13 protein-coding genes are annotated in these 14,625 nt (G+C 42.7%); 8 read left to right on the plus strand and 5 right to left on the minus strand.

Going from position 1 to position 14,625, the window contains the following annotated elements; translation table 11 throughout:
* Window positions 1–66 precede the first annotated feature (66 nt).
* A complete protein-coding gene (locus FHW89_RS02195; protein WP_172333360.1) occupies window positions 67–969 on the plus strand; it encodes a histone deacetylase in 903 nt (300 codons plus the stop codon).
* Between the two features lie 116 nt (window positions 970–1,085).
* On the opposite strand, the gene FHW89_RS02200 is transcribed toward FHW89_RS02195, so the two are convergent.
* From FHW89_RS02200 to FHW89_RS02215, 4 genes are all read right to left on the minus strand, one after another.
* Window positions 1,086–2,465: an MATE family efflux transporter gene (locus tag FHW89_RS02200; RefSeq protein ID WP_172333361.1), complete on the minus strand. Its 1,380-nt coding sequence runs from the start codon at window positions 2,463–2,465 to the stop codon at window positions 1,086–1,088.
* Between the two features lie 163 nt (window positions 2,466–2,628).
* Window positions 2,629–3,255 carry an RNA-binding domain-containing protein gene (locus FHW89_RS02205; RefSeq protein ID WP_172333362.1) on the minus strand — a complete coding sequence of 209 codons (627 nt, stop codon included), beginning with the start codon at window positions 3,253–3,255 and terminating at the stop codon, window positions 2,629–2,631.
* Window positions 3,256–3,285: 30 nt separating this feature from the next.
* The gene (locus FHW89_RS02210) at window positions 3,286–3,732 is read right to left on the minus strand and encodes a GNAT family N-acetyltransferase (protein ID WP_172333363.1); all 447 of its coding nucleotides are present in this window, start codon (window positions 3,730–3,732) and stop codon (window positions 3,286–3,288) included.
* Window positions 3,733–3,754: 22 nt separating this feature from the next.
* Window positions 3,755–4,198 carry a DUF4442 domain-containing protein gene (locus tag FHW89_RS02215; protein WP_371742416.1) on the minus strand — a complete coding sequence of 148 codons (444 nt, stop codon included), beginning with the start codon at window positions 4,196–4,198 and terminating at the stop codon, window positions 3,755–3,757.
* Between the two features lie 206 nt (window positions 4,199–4,404).
* Here FHW89_RS02215 and FHW89_RS02220 point away from each other — a divergent pair, with 206 nt between their 5' ends.
* A complete protein-coding gene (locus tag FHW89_RS02220) occupies window positions 4,405–4,605 on the plus strand; it encodes a hypothetical protein (protein WP_172333365.1) in 201 nt (66 codons plus the stop codon).
* A 53-nt stretch (window positions 4,606–4,658) separates the two neighbouring features.
* On the opposite strand, the gene FHW89_RS02225 is transcribed toward FHW89_RS02220, so the two are convergent.
* Window positions 4,659–5,453 carry an SDR family NAD(P)-dependent oxidoreductase gene (locus tag FHW89_RS02225; protein ID WP_172333366.1) on the minus strand — a complete coding sequence of 265 codons (795 nt, stop codon included), beginning with the start codon at window positions 5,451–5,453 and terminating at the stop codon, window positions 4,659–4,661.
* 195 nt (window positions 5,454–5,648) lie between these two features.
* Between FHW89_RS02225 and FHW89_RS02230 the strand changes: the two genes are divergently transcribed.
* The 6 genes from FHW89_RS02230 to FHW89_RS02255 all read left to right on the plus strand — a co-directional run bounded on the left by FHW89_RS02230 (window position 5,649) and on the right by FHW89_RS02255 (window position 14,601).
* Window positions 5,649–6,641 (plus strand): zinc-binding alcohol dehydrogenase family protein, encoded by a 993-nt coding sequence (locus FHW89_RS02230; RefSeq protein ID WP_172333367.1) that lies wholly within the window; start codon window positions 5,649–5,651, stop codon window positions 6,639–6,641.
* Between the two features lie 166 nt (window positions 6,642–6,807).
* Window positions 6,808–8,949, plus strand: a complete 2,142-nt coding sequence (locus tag FHW89_RS02235; protein WP_172333368.1) for an alpha-N-acetylglucosaminidase — start codon at window positions 6,808–6,810, stop codon at window positions 8,947–8,949.
* Window positions 8,950–9,485: 536 nt separating this feature from the next.
* A complete protein-coding gene (locus tag FHW89_RS02240) occupies window positions 9,486–11,102 on the plus strand; it encodes an RICIN domain-containing protein (protein ID WP_172333369.1) in 1,617 nt (538 codons plus the stop codon).
* A 149-nt stretch (window positions 11,103–11,251) separates the two neighbouring features.
* Window positions 11,252–11,767 carry a hypothetical protein gene (locus FHW89_RS02245; RefSeq protein WP_172333370.1) on the plus strand — a complete coding sequence of 172 codons (516 nt, stop codon included), beginning with the start codon at window positions 11,252–11,254 and terminating at the stop codon, window positions 11,765–11,767.
* Between the two features lie 571 nt (window positions 11,768–12,338).
* Window positions 12,339–13,574 carry an aspartate aminotransferase family protein gene (locus tag FHW89_RS02250; protein ID WP_172333371.1) on the plus strand — a complete coding sequence of 412 codons (1,236 nt, stop codon included), beginning with the start codon at window positions 12,339–12,341 and terminating at the stop codon, window positions 13,572–13,574.
* A gap of 4 nt (window positions 13,575–13,578) precedes the next feature.
* The gene (locus FHW89_RS02255) at window positions 13,579–14,601 is read left to right on the plus strand and encodes a zinc-binding dehydrogenase (RefSeq protein ID WP_172333372.1); all 1,023 of its coding nucleotides are present in this window, start codon (window positions 13,579–13,581) and stop codon (window positions 14,599–14,601) included.
* Window positions 14,602–14,625: the final 24 nt, after the last annotated feature.

Consider the following 14,625-nt stretch of genomic DNA (forward strand, 5'->3'; position numbering starts at 1 on the left):
TGAAAAACAGCCCCACGTCATTGTCACGCTGTGCAGCAATGACGTGATGGGTAGAAAAGAAATTATATGTTCAAGATAGCCTACGATCCCATATACGCGCACCCGCTGCCCGAAGGACATCGCTTCCCGATGCTGAAATATGAGCTGATCCCTGCTCAATTGCTGCATGAAGGTGTGATCAGCCGCGATAACTTGTTTTCGCCGGATGTGTTATCGGAGGATATTATCCTGCAAACACACGATGAAAATTACTGGCACCAACTGCGCGACTTGACCTTGCCCGAAAAGGAGCAGCGCCGCATTGGTTTTTCTCTATCAGCTCGGCTGGTGGAGCGCGAGATCAGGATAGCTAAGGGAGCTATCGATGGCTGCAGGTTTGCTTTTGATGATCGTATCGCTTTTAATGTAGCCGGGGGTACGCACCATGCGGGTAGTAACTGGGGCGAAGGTTTTTGCTTGTTAAACGATCAGGCTATAGCGGCTAACTGGTTATTAAATAATAATTTATCTCAATCTATCTTAATTATTGATTTAGATGTTCACCAGGGTAATGGTACCGCCCAGATATTTGAAAACGAGCCCCGGGTATTCACTTTCTCGATGCACGGTGCAAATAATTTTCCTTATCGTAAGGAGACATCCGACTTAGATATTCCACTGGCTGATGGAGTTGAAGACAATGAATATTTAAGTATACTGTATGGTGCCCTTCCTGGTCTGATCCAACAACAAAAGCCCGATTTTATATTTTACCTTTCGGGTGTTGACATCCTGGCGACCGACAAATTGGGTAAACTGGCCCTGAGTAAAGAAGCCTGCAAAGCCCGCGATCAGTTTGTGTTTGAACAGTGTATCGCCCATAATCTGCCGGTACAGGTTAGTATGGGTGGCGGTTATTCACCCCAGATCAAAGATATTGTGGAGGCGCATTGCAATACTTTTAAGGTAGCGGCTGATCTGTATTTTTGATAATGGTTAATTTTTAAAAAATGCTTGTCATGCTGAACGCAATGAAGCATCTATTATGAAACTTTTCAATCGCAGAGTAGATCCTTCTTTCCTCAGGATGACAATAAGGTTTTCTTTTAATCCTTCGCCAGTATCGGCACAGTGTCTTGTCGGTGCCTTTTACTTATAATATTAAACCGGATAAATAACAACACCGAAGCTGTTGCCAGCCCTAAAGTTAAACCATACCAAACTCCGTTTACGCCCAGGTTAAGCTTGATCCCTAATAGATAACCCACGGGTAAGCCCACTACCCAGTACGCCAAAAAGGTAAAAATGGTGGGGATATTTACATCACCCATACCGCGCAGGATGCCAAGGCCAACCACCTGCGCGCCATCAAATAACTGGAAAAAGGCCGCTATGATAAGTAACTGTGCTGCAATGTCAATAACAGTTTGATCGGAAGTTATTATCCAGGGTAGTAAATGCCTGCCGAAAGTAAATATGAGCGCGGTGACCGACATAAATGCCAGCACAATATGATAATTGGAAATAGCCGACATTCGCAGATTTTGATGATGGCCCGCACCAAAATAATTGCCCGATTTAATGGCCGCCCCGGCAGATATACCGCTGGCCATCATGTAGGTCATGGATGCCAGGCTGATGGCTACCTGGTGCGCGGCCTGCTGATCGAGCCCGATAACACCTACTAAAATGGCGGCCCCACCAAATGCGCTTACCTCAAATGTGTACTGCAAAGCCACCGGCGCGCCTATCTTCATAATCTGTATGCCCCGCAGGCGATCGATGTTCTTAATTGCAAAGCTTTTCAGATATTGCTTAAATATGGGCGATCTGAAAACGTATGTAGCCATTACTATGGCCATCACACAACGATCTATCAGGGTGCTGTAGCCAACACCTTTAATGCCCATAGGATGTACACCAAACAGGCCTTTTACAAAGATGATTCCCAAACAGATGTTCAGTACGTTACCCCAGATGGAAATAAGCATGGCTTGTTTGGTAAATCCAAGTCCTTCGGCAAACTGTTTAAAAGTATTGAATATCAACAGCGGTATCAATGATAAACTAAGCAGCAGCAGGTAAGGCTTGGCTTCGGTTACCACCTCTGGCGATTGATCCAAATGACCAATGAGCAGCATAGTGCCAAAGTAAATGCCGGCAAACAACAGGATGCCACTCAGGATGTTTAAAAACAAACTGTTGGATAGCAGTAAACCGCATTCTTTAACATTTCCCCGACCGTTATTTTGTGCGATGAGGGGAGTTAAGCCATAGGAGATACCCATGCCAATAACCAACGGCGTCATAAAAAGGCTGTTCACCAATGACACCGCGGCAAGTGATACTGTACCCGCAAAGTGGCCCACAATAATAGAATCGGACATTTGAACCAGCGTATGCCCTAGCTGTGATATCACCACGGGGATAGCCAGTTTAAGGCTTTCGCCATAATAAGGTTTGTATTTCAGGAAAACGTTTTTCATTTATTCAGGTACAGGAGAGCAGAAAGCTAAAGGCAGAGAGCCCAAAGCTGCATTGCTGGTTATTGGCAAAATTACTATAAATTTTTTGGCTACCGCGTCAGCACCGGGCAATAGTTTTGGTATTGATATAGCTTTTAGCCTTCGGCTTTAAGCTATAGGTTTATCAGCTTACCGTATAAAACTCTTCTTTTTCGGTGGTATTGATGCGGATAAGTCCCGATAATATCAGGTCAACCAGGATGCGTTGTGCCCGTCGCCGGCCTATCTTTAACAGCTCAGCGCACTCTTTAATGGTAATGCGGGTATGCAGCTCCAGGTATTGCAATAGTGATTTTTCATTTTCAGAGTATTCAATTAATACTCCCTCGTCACTTGATGAGCGTTTAAGCACCTCCAGAACAATTTTGCTGGCCAGTACGCTTTTGTCTTTTACCCTCACATAGGCCCACCATTTGCCGTCTTCGGCCAGGGCGTAGTGCGGTTTCAGGTCGCTTGCGGGTATATCTACCACCAGCACCAGTTTATCATCCACATAAACCTCATCAAATATGGGTTCCAAAGCCGGTCTGGCAAACATATGCGCAGCTTTGGTGATCATATAGCGCTCCTCATCTTCAGATTTTACACCTTTAATGGTACCATCATCGGCAACACCAATCAATAGTTTGCCGCCCTTGTTATTGGCAAAGGATACCATGGTGCGGGCAATCTTTTCGCAGCTTGTAATTGTTTTTTTAAAGTCGAGTGATACACCTTCGCCCTCAAATATCAATTTTTTGATATGGTTCATGTTTGCGCTTTATCCTATCCGTTAAACTGGTTACTGAGGCTTAATATAAGGGGTATGTATTTCCATCCATCTTTCGGGGTGAACTATCTGGGTAAATCCAAACTGGTTATAAAGGCCCTGTGCATCTAAAGTAGCTAATGACCATCTTCTTAATCCCTGCAGATCGGGATGTTTAACGATAGTTTGTACCAGCCATTTAGACAGGCCTTTCTGGCGGAAATCGGGCAAAACAAAAACATCACACAAATAGCCAAAGGTGGCATTATCGGTAACAACCCTTGCAAAACCGGCCTGAACACCTTGCTGATAAATGCCAAAGCACATGGAATTGGCAATGCCTTTTTCCAGCACTTCACGCCGGATGCCCTGTGCCCAGTAGGAGTCGTCGTTCAGGTAATTGTATATCAGATCAACGTTGAGTAAGCTTTTATCGGTAGATATCAGGAAGCCTTTTTTGATAAAGACTTCATCGTTCATATATGTAGCCATTAAGATAGAATTATAAGTTAGTACTTGTAAAATTTAAATTGCGCAAATACACCTCAATGGTTACTGATACGCACATTTCACCATCTTTATTATAAATATCAATAGGATGGTGTACCATGTATTTGCCTTCGGTATTTAACAGCATTTCGGCATGTTCAATCTCCGCGTCGGTTAAAGTTATCGTAAAATACAAATTACCCGAGCCTGGTTTTAAGTAATGTATAGTTGATGATTTTGACCATACCTTTAATTTATAACCTTTTTGAATAAGTAACTGGTGAAACAATATCGGGTAAAACGGATCGGCAGCCGAAAAAATGGTACCACCAAAAATGGCATTGTTATAGTTTTTATTCAGGATGCTCTTAGCGATCTTTACCTTAACACCCTTAAACCCCTTATCAAATTTTATCACCCAGATACGCTGAAAAAAAAGAGGGGGGTATAAACGCATCGCCCACTTTAACATTCGTTCAGATACCACCATAGACCCTAAATATCTGAAAATTATAAGAAATTAATAGCATTTATAATGTAAAATTAGGGTTGTTCCTGGTATATAAATAGGGTGATAGATTTTTTAACTTAAACAAAATTGTTGCTGTATGGTTAATAAGGTATTCTATATAAAATAGATAATTTATTCAAATACAGATAACTATGAAAAAGCAAATTTTACGTTTGGCACTTGTCGCGACGATGGTAGGTGCAATAGCAGCGGGTTGTAGTTCTTCAAAAACAGCCAGCGGATCAGATAGTACGAGCACCGACACTTCAAAAAAGATGGCCCCCGCAGCAACCGATACCACGGCAAAGCCCGATACTACTAAAAAAGACACCACAACAAAGCCTGTTCATTAACACAGGTTACGTAATAAATAATTGCCGGATGAGAGCATCATCCGGCAATTATTTTAAAACGCGCTTTTGATCACGCCTCCATCGGTCCTCAGCAAAGCCCCGTTGGTTGCTGACGATAGCGGACTTGCTATATAAGCAACCATGTTGGCAATCTCATCCGGATCAAGAAAACGCTGAATGACAGATGTGCCGCGCATGTTTTTAAAAAACTCCTTCTCCATTTCGCCGGCAGTTAGTTTTTTCTCCGCAGCAAGCTTGTCAATAAAACCACCAACGCCTTCTGAGCGGGTGGGGCCAGGTAAAATGGAATTTACCGTTACTCCTGTTCCTTTAGTTAGCTCGGCCAGGCCACGTGCTACGGCTACCTGCGCGGTTTTGGTCATGCCGTAATGGATCATTTCTTCGGGAATTTGTATAGCCGACTCGCTGGAGATGAAAATAATGCGACCCCAGTTTTTTTGGAGCATCTTGTCAAAATATGCCCTGGAAAACCTGATACCGCTCAATACATTTACTTCATAAAATTTCAGCCAGTCCTCATCAGGAATATCCTGGAATGCCTTGGGTTCAAAAGTCGCTACATTATTAACCAGTATGTCAACATCAGGCAGGCTGTTTATCATACGGTCAATGTCACTTTTACTGGCCACATCGCCGGTTAAGCCATAAACATCCTGGCTGCCGCTTTCTTTTTTGATCTGCTCTACCGCGGTTTTAACACGCTCATCGGTACGGCCATTTACATATACTTTTACGCCTTCGGCAGCCAGTGATTTAGCTATGGCATAACCAATGCCGGCGGTTGAACCGGTTACCAGCGCCACTTTATTTTTCAATTGAAGATCCATATTCTTTCTATAATTAAGTTGATGATTAAAAGTACCAATGTTTTGTCGGCATATATCATTACAAACAAAAGATGGAATGGTGCTGACAAAATGGAAATTTAAAAGTGTGACAATCCAATTATAATAAATTATACCAATCGGTATAATTTTGCTTCGATGAATGATCGGCTGATCATTTGAACAACGAAAACTAACATGAAAGCAATTCAATTTAAAGAATACGGAGCATATGAAACCCTTAAAGTAGTCGACCTTGATATCCCGGAACTACAGGAGGGGCAATTATTGGTTAAAATAAATGTAGCCGCGGTGAACCCAGTAGATAATACTATCAGAAAAGGTTTAATACCGCAGGCAAAAAAGCCGCCTATGATTTTGGGCAACGAGGCCGCCGGGGTAGTGGTACATGGTAACAGCGAGTTTGCGGAGGGGACAAGGGTGATCATATCACCATTTGCACCCGATGGTTCGATAAGAGGCATCTCAAGCAACGGAACCTGGCAAGAGTATCTGGCTTTATACCCGCAGGAACTGATTAAAACGCCCGATCATGTATCTGATGAAGAAGCCGCCACCTTTCCGGTTGCGTTTTTTTCGGCACAGGCCAGCTTAAATAAAGGTGATTTTACCAACAACAAAAGTGTATTGGCATTAGGCGCGGGTGGCTCTGTTGGTAACGCCACTATTCAACTGGCATTAGCTTATGGCTCGCCTTTGGTTATCACTACTGCAGGCTCAACTCAAAAAGCCGAAGCCGCCCGGTCAGCGGGTATCGAAAATGTTATTGATCTTTCCAAAGAATCCATCAGCGATGGTGTATTAAGAATAACCGAAGGGAAAGGGGTAGACCTGGTGGTTGACAGTATCGGTGGAGATTTAACCGGTCAGGCCATTCATTCGCTGGCCCGTAATGGTATACTGGTTACCATTGGCTACTCGGCGGGTGTGCAATTCACAGCCAACATAACCGATTTTGTATGGAAGGGTTTACAAATGAGGGGGCAAAGCCTTGCTGGATGGTTTAATGCCGAAGAACAAAAACAGGTATGGGATCAGTTGCTGCCATTATTAGCGCAGAAAAAAATAAAACCCATAGTGGCCAAAGTATTTGATATTGCCGATGCTGCCGAAGCACAACGTTATTTAATTGAAGACAGGCCTTTTGGTAAGGTACTGATCCGGTTTTAAAAGAGCTTGTTAGTTAATAACAAGGTGTTTTGATAGGAGAAGGGGGGAGCTTTATTTATATAGAGCGCTCCCCTTGCTTATTATGGGTGATCATCAAACGTTTGTGTAGAGAAATTTGATCAAAATATGAGCCGCTTACTCATCAGGATGATATCTTCATGCAATTATGAAGAAGATATTTACCCTAATGATAGCCTGTATGGCGTTTAGCTTGCCCCATGCCCAGGAATACAGCCAGGTTCAGCAACTCATCAATAGGCAGTTCCCTTTTTTAAAAGGAAAAGTCCAGTTCCGGAAAACAACCATAAAGGATAAGGGAGATACCTTTCGGCTTTATCAGCATGGTAGGTCATTGGTTATCGAGGCCAGTACGGTGTCGGCGGCGGCCTACGGGGTAAATTATTATCTGAAAAATTATGCCCACATGTCGCTTTCTCATTATGGCGATAATGTAAGAGCGATAACACAGCTACCTGCAGTTACAGATACTGTCAGCGTAAATACACCTTTTCAGATCCGTTACGCCTTAAATTATTGCACCTATAATTATACGTACAGCTTTTATAACTGGAATGATTGGGAACGGGAGCTGGATTGGATGGCCCTCAACGGTATAAACACTATGCTGGCTCCCATAGGCACCGAAAAAATATGGCAAAAAATGCTGACTAGTCTGGGTTATACGGATAGCGAGATTCGCGCTTATATCCCGGGCCCGGGTTTTAATGCATGGTGGCTGATGGGTAATATGGAAGGCTGGGGTGGGCCGGTGAGCGATGGTATGATTAACAAATGGGGGCTTCTTCAGCAAAAAATAATAAAACGAATGAAAGAACTGGGTATCCAACCGGTATTGCAGGCATTCACCGGGCTGGTGCCGGATAACCTGGCTGTAAAATACCCTAAAGCTAAAATTGTAAGGCAGGGAAAATGGGCGGGTGGCTTTCAGCGTCCGGCGTTTCTGGCCCCTTCAGATAGCTTGTTCATAAAAATGGCCCGTCAGTATTATACTGAAATGCAAACATTGTATGGTAAGGACATCCAGTATTTTGGCGGCGATCTGTTTCATGAGGGTGGCAAAGCAACGGGCATTGATGTTCCGGAGGCGGCTGGCGATATTCAAAAGATCATGCAGCAATATTATCCCGGCAGCATCTGGGTTTTACAGGGTTGGCAGGACAATCCCCGCAAAGAGCTGTTAGCGGGACTCAAAAAGGAAAATGTGCTGATCCTGGATTTAAAAGGAGAAGAGTTTAACGAATGGGAAAGCCGGAATGGTTTTGAGGGGACACCTTACATATGGGGCTCGGTAAATGACTGGGGCGGTAAGATCACCATGATAGGTGATCTGAAGCGATTGGTTACTGAACCTCAGCGGGCATACCGATCGCCGCAGGGTAAATGGATGAAAGGGATCGGTATTATCCCTGAATCAATCACTGCTAATCCTGTTGCTTTTGACCTGGCCTTGCAAACGGCCTGGTCTGAACCTGGAGCCGATATGGATAATGTGATCAAAAGGTATATCTCGTACCGTTACGGGGCCTATAATAAGGACGTTTATGAGGGCTGGAAACTATTATTAAATTCTTTGTACGGTGTACCCGATTCCAAAGGCGCAGAAGCTATATTTTGCGCCCGGCCCTCTGAAAATGTGACCAACACATCCACATGGGGATCCGATTCCACGCAGTACGATGCTCAGAAACCGGTGCAGGCATTGCGGCTTTTCCGCAAAGCTGCTGTACAATTTCAAGGCTCGGTTACTTTTAAGGTTGATATGGTTGATCTGGCCAGGCAGGTGATGTCAAACCAGGGCCGGGTGGTTTATGTTGATTGTATGAAAGCCTATAAGGCAAAAGATATTAAGGCTTATCAAAAATGGAGAGATCTGTTTCTGCAAATGATACGCTTGCAAAACGAGTTATTAAATACCGAACCCAATTTTATGCTGGGTACATGGCTGAAGCAGGCCAGAGCCTTTGGTATTACCCCAGATGATAAAAAACTTTGCGAGTGGAATGCCAGGGCACAAATAACCTATTGGGGGCCGGATTATAACCCAAAGACCGACCTGCACGAATACGCCAATAAAGAGTGGGGTGGTATGCTGGGTAGTTTTTACCTGCATCGCTGGCAAATGTTTTTCAACGAACTGGATAGCCGGCTTAAAGGGCAACGCTCAAAAACAGTTGACTATTTTACTGTTGAAAAAAACTGGGCCAGGCAGCAAAACGCTTATCCAACTAAAGGAACCGGCAATTTTTTAACCGAAGCTGACCGGGTGATAAAATTGATTAGTCAATAATAAGTTATTTTATTAGAGAAGAAAGGCGTTTTATGTATATAAAGCCCCTTTCTTATGTATTAAAACTATTATAATATAGTTTGTTTTTTATGGATAGCAAACGTTTGTGTGCTATTTTTTGCCGATAATGCTATATGATGAAACTTATGTTATTTATAAGTTTATTATTAATGGATTATATTCTGTAAATAATGAATGTTTAGTGTGTATTTAAACTCAGTTAAATAAAATTAAATTTACTTTCCCGTCAATTAAAAGGTTTAACACAAACGTTTGTGTTAAGATTAGAAATGTTTCCCGAACATTTAATATTTATCTTGTTGACACAAGCCAATAAATAACTGAATATTAATTAATTGTAATGATGTGTCGAAAGCATGCTTTTGCTTTCAGATGCTGAATTTGATCGGGCGCTAAGGCTCGGTTCCTGGTGAGGTATGTGGTGGGTTTTAGGTATCCATTGGTTTGTAGGGTCGCGCCTTTCTATAATAATATCTATCAAATAATAACAAACCAATTAAATTACCACAATCACTATGAAAATGAGGTTAAACAAATTCACAACAATTGTATTATTATGTGGGGTTGCCCTGGCATGCTCCTGCAAAAAAGACCTGGTTAGTAAATCACCAAACGAAGCAAACAAGACGGGATCCAACACACAACCCAGAGTGGTAAGCGGCGATTATTCGTCGGAGAATGCTTACAGTTTGAATGTAGTTTATTTTGTGCCATCAGACCGTACAGCGATCAACGGTTACCAGACCCGTTTGAGTAAATTATTGCGCTGGGGGCAGGAGTTTTACCGTTCAAACATGATCCGTAATGGTTATAACTCCACATTCGGGTTGTTTGTAAAAACAGCCGATACCTCATCTGTTCGTATTGTAATTATCAACGGGCAAAGTCCGGCGAGTTCCTATACCTATAGTAATAAAGGTACGGTGGAACAGGAGATCAATAGTTATTTTACAGCTAACCCAAGCCTCAAAGCAAGCGATCATTACCTGGTTATTATGCCGGTGCCGGATATTAATGCTGCCGATGTACCTTTTTACGGAACCGGCAGATTTTGCTATGCACTGGATTACGCCAAATTTGACATCCAGTATATGGGCCAGGCTACAACTGACGGCAACCTGCTTACCAAGTGGTTTGGTGGTATGATGCACGAATTGGGTCATGGTCTAAACCTGCCACACTCGCACGAAACAAATACAGAGCATTCAACTTTGGGTACCAACCTGATGGGCTCTGGAAATTATACACTGGGTTCGGCACCAACATTTATAAACCGGGCAGGTAGTGCCATCCTGAATAATTGCCAGGTATTCTCAAAAACGGTAAAAACATTTTACAATACATCATCGGCATCACTCACATCGTTGAACGGAAGCGTTAGCAATGGCAATTTTATAGTTTCCGGAACGTTTACAACTACCGATGTTATAACCGCGGTAAATGTTTACCAGGATCCCGGACCTGCCTATGGTGAGCCCAATAATAATTACGATGCAGTAGCCTGGTCGGTTAATCCAACTGGAAATTCATTTACGGTATCCATGCCTATTTCAGAGCTGCAGAAAACTACCGGCGACTATGAGTTGTTTATATCCCTCATCATGGGTAATGGCAACAGGAGCACAGTTGGCTATTTATATACTTTTGCCAATAATCTTCCCGTGATCAATTTTAATTTTGATCAGACAACTGCTCTGACCGATGGTGTATACGAGCTGAAAGCCGCTTGTGCACCAGGACGCAACCTGGACGTAACCGGCAGCGGCACCGCCGATGGTACCAATGTGGCGGTTTATACCGATGGCAATACCAACAACCAACGCTGGCAGGTAACCAGCCAGGGTAATGGCTATTATAAGTTGGCTCCGCAAAATGCTCCCGGCAAAGTGCTTAATGTTACAGGTGGTGGTACTGCATCAGGTACCAATGTAGATATTTCCAGCGATGTGAGTTCCAACGCGCAGAAATGGAAAGTAGTGAGTGTGGGCTCGGGTTATTATAAACTACAGCCGGCCAATGCGCCAACACTATGTTTGGATGTTACCAGCGGAACCGATGCCAATAACAATGTCGAGATTTATACAGATAACGGGGGTGGCGCGCAACAATGGCGGTTTGAAAAGATTAATTAGAATTATTATTTAATATTGCAAAAAAGGCGTATCTTAATACAGAAATACGCCTTTTTGCACTTTAAAAAGTGTAATGTCTTGCGCCTGCAGACAAAACAAATTAAACCAATTGAATGTAATGCTGTCGTACTGTATAAATATCCTGTAAGATGAAAAAAATAATTTTTGCCGCAGCTTTATTAGTAAACTGCTTCGTATTCAAAATAGCCAGTGCTCAAATTAATGTGAGTTTAGGCATAAACATTGGTAGTCAGCCAGAATGGGGGCCAGTTGGTTATGATCATGCCGAATACTATTACATGCCCGATATTGATGCTTATTACTCGGTTCCAACGCACCAATATATTTATTATCAAAATAATGCATGGGTACGTACGGTAACATTACCGGTAAGGTATCGCAACTACGATGTGTACCGGGGGTATAAAGTGGTGATCAATGACCGGGATCCATGGTTGAGGAACAATATTTACAGGACCAGGTATGCCGGTTATCGTGGCAGACGCGATCAGGTGATCATCCGTGATAGCAAAGAAGAGAAATATCGTAATCATTGGGATAACGGTAAACACAAAGGCTGGTATAAAAAAGATAAAGGTTGGAAAAAAGACCGTGACGATGACAGAGGTCATGGTCATGATAAACATCATGGACATGATGATTAAAATTATTGATGAAATTTTTTAACAAAAAAGCCTGAAATAACTTCAGGCTTTTTTTGTGAGATATCGAAGGGCTTTTGTCAGTATGACGAAAGCCTTTTTTTTGTATGTGGTTTTGAATTCAAAATGTTCCGCGCAGAAGGTGCCGGTATTACTTTTCATTATAAATCTGCCTGGGTTTATATATGTGTTTTTGATATTATAATACCTGTAGGTAATAACGCGTATTGTAGATCATGTACCTTATAAAGTAATTTATATTATTAAAATGACTGGTTTATAATCGATTAAATGAATTAATTTTTATTTATGTCAATAAAATTTCTTCATGAGAAAGTAAAGTTCATTATTTATTAATCTAAAAGAAATACAAAATCTCTTGACTTTATATAAAAATATCCTACATTGCGCTTATTATTTACCTAATAAAACGTTTTATTAAGTTATTATAGGATAATATATTCCTACTTATTTGTTTATGGCACTGAAAAATAGCCATATGGAATAGTATTGCCTAATAAATAATGAACTAAAAGCTTATAAAAACCAATTTATCTAACCAAACATTAAAAACATGTCCAACAACGTCACTTTTACAAAAGGTAGTGGCATTCGCCTCTACACACCCGAAAATGAAGAGTACATAGACGGGGCTTCAGGAACATTTAACCTCTCACTGGGCTACAGTCACCCCGAACTGGTAGAGGTACTTAAACAACAGGTTGAAAATTTGATCCATGTATCATCGGCGTTTACGGCAGAGCTGGCGCAAGAGGTCCTTGACCGCATTCTGGACGAAGCGCCGGAGCATATCACCGATGGCTGGATGCGCGACATTATCGGTTCAACGGCAAATGAGGGCGCGGTGAAGATCGCAAACAAATTTAATGGCAAAAATGAAGTGGTTAGCCTTTCGCTTTCACATCATGGGCAAACATTGTATACCACCAATATTTCGGGCAACGCATTTAGGCGGAAGTCTTTTTCCAATACTATTTCTACTAAAAACGCCATTGTGCCGGCCCCTTATTGCTACCGCTGCCCATTCTCGGCTAAAGGTCCGGGTAAATGTGGCTTTTTGTGCGCCGAGGCTATTTATGATTATGTGGAATATGGCAGCTCGGGCAGTGTATCGGCGATGGTGATGGAACCTATATTGGGCAATGGGGGCAATATTATCCCACCGGAAGGTTATTTTGAAAAAGTACGGCAGATATGCGATGAGCTGGATATCACCCTCATTGCCGACGAAGTGCAGACAGGTATAGGACGTACCGGCCACATGTTTGCCAGCGAACATTATGATATTAAGCCCGATATCATTACACTGGCCAAGGGGCTGGGTGGCATTGGTATCCCGGCAGCCGCCATTCTGTATAAGCCGGAATATGCTGTATTGGAAAAGTTCGAGCATTCTTATACCTCGGGCGGTAATCTTTTGTCGCTGGCCGCTTCGCAAAAAACCATGGAAGTGGTATCCCGCGAAGGTTTCCTGGAAAACGTACGCAGCACTGGCATCATATTGGGCGACTTACTGAATAAGCTGAAGGAAAATTATCCGCGTATTATTGGCGATGTACGGGGCATCGGGTATATGTGGGGCCTGGAGATCATCGATAAGGATGGTGCTCCCAATCCGGATCTAACCAACAAGATCATTGATGCTGCTTTTGAAAATCATAGCCTCATTTTACGAAGCTCCCGCTATGGTTTTGGCAATGTGGTAAAAGTCCGCCCGGCACTTACCGCCACTGTTGATGATATTGAAGAGATCTATTCGCGTTTAAATAAAATTTTTAGTCAGATATAAAAACATGAAAGCAATTGTGTACAGCGGAGCCTGGGATATTGATATTCAGGACAAAGCAGAACCGGAAATTACCTTGCCAGATGAGGTGATCGTAGAAATTAAAGCGACGGGTATTTGTGGTACCGACCTGAGTATCATCTCGGGCGAGTATAACGCCAAACCCAGTGTGATCATCGGGCATGAATCGGCCGGTATTATTGTAGCCAAGGGGAGCGGGGTTGATAACTGCTTCGAGGGCCAGCGCGTGATCATCGACCCAACTTATTTTTGCGGTTATTGCGAAAACTGCCGCAGGGGGCAGCGTAACCACTGTCTGCATAAATCGAGTACCGAAGCGGGTGTATCTATCGATGGTACTTTTACCAAATATTTTAAAACTACCAAACACTTCATTTACCCGCTTAATGACAATATCCCTTTTGAACAAGGCGCCATGTCTGAACCATTGAGCTGTGTACTCACAGCAGTAAAAAAGTTGGCAGTAACACCTTTTATGCGCACGGCCATTTTGGGTGGCGGCCCGATAGGTTTACTGTTTTATATGGCCCTTACCCAGCATGGTGTACAAGAAGGGGTGATCTATGAAGCATCGCGCCAAAGGATCAAACTGATAGAGGATAACAATGTATTATCCAAACATTGGAAAATTGAACCGGCCTTTATCCCCCAAAAAAATCAATACGACCTGATCATCGATACTACAGGTTCCTTATTGGAAAAATCAATGCAGGCTATTGCCGATGGCGGTAAAATATCCATGATGGGGCTGCGTAATAACCAGCAAACCATTAACCCAAGGGAGATAGCCGATCGCAGTATTTCCATTATTGGTTCTATTGACTCTATGGACACTTTTAAACATGCGGTGGATATGATCAATGGCGGACGCATGGGTCTGGAAAAGATCATCACCAATGATTATAACCTGGATGATTTTAAGCTGGCCATTGAGCATTTAGGTGTTAACGTGGGCACGCGTGAGCGCAGCAATAATATTTCGAGCTTAAAATCGGTGATCACCATTTAATTCAGTTTAGTTAATACCCTATTA

It is taken from the genome of Mucilaginibacter sp. SG564 (genome assembly GCF_013149275.1).
Lineage (GTDB): Bacteria > Bacteroidota > Bacteroidia > Sphingobacteriales > Sphingobacteriaceae > Mucilaginibacter.

Coding starts and splice junctions, on each gene's coding strand:
- FHW89_RS02205 (WP_172333362.1), bottom strand. CDS start 3,255: ATGAACCATATCAAAAAATTGATATTTGAGGGCGAAGGTGTATCACTC.
- FHW89_RS02240 (WP_172333369.1), top strand. CDS start 9,486: ATGAAAATGAGGTTAAACAAATTCACAACAATTGTATTATTATGTGGG.
- FHW89_RS02215 (WP_371742416.1), bottom strand. CDS start 4,198: ATGCGTTTATACCCCCCTCTTTTTTTTCAGCGTATCTGGGTGATAAAA.
- FHW89_RS02220 (WP_172333365.1), top strand. CDS start 4,405: ATGAAAAAGCAAATTTTACGTTTGGCACTTGTCGCGACGATGGTAGGT.
- FHW89_RS02230 (WP_172333367.1), top strand. CDS start 5,649: ATGAAAGCAATTCAATTTAAAGAATACGGAGCATATGAAACCCTTAAA.
- FHW89_RS02250 (WP_172333371.1), top strand. CDS start 12,339: ATGTCCAACAACGTCACTTTTACAAAAGGTAGTGGCATTCGCCTCTAC.
- FHW89_RS02225 (WP_172333366.1), bottom strand. CDS start 5,453: ATGGATCTTCAATTGAAAAATAAAGTGGCGCTGGTAACCGGTTCAACC.
- FHW89_RS02255 (WP_172333372.1), top strand. CDS start 13,579: ATGAAAGCAATTGTGTACAGCGGAGCCTGGGATATTGATATTCAGGAC.
- FHW89_RS02235 (WP_172333368.1), top strand. CDS start 6,808: ATGAAGAAGATATTTACCCTAATGATAGCCTGTATGGCGTTTAGCTTG.
- FHW89_RS02210 (WP_172333363.1), bottom strand. CDS start 3,732: ATGAACGATGAAGTCTTTATCAAAAAAGGCTTCCTGATATCTACCGAT.
- FHW89_RS02245 (WP_172333370.1), top strand. CDS start 11,252: ATGAAAAAAATAATTTTTGCCGCAGCTTTATTAGTAAACTGCTTCGTA.
- FHW89_RS02200 (WP_172333361.1), bottom strand. CDS start 2,465: ATGAAAAACGTTTTCCTGAAATACAAACCTTATTATGGCGAAAGCCTT.
- FHW89_RS02195 (WP_172333360.1), top strand. CDS start 67: ATGTTCAAGATAGCCTACGATCCCATATACGCGCACCCGCTGCCCGAA.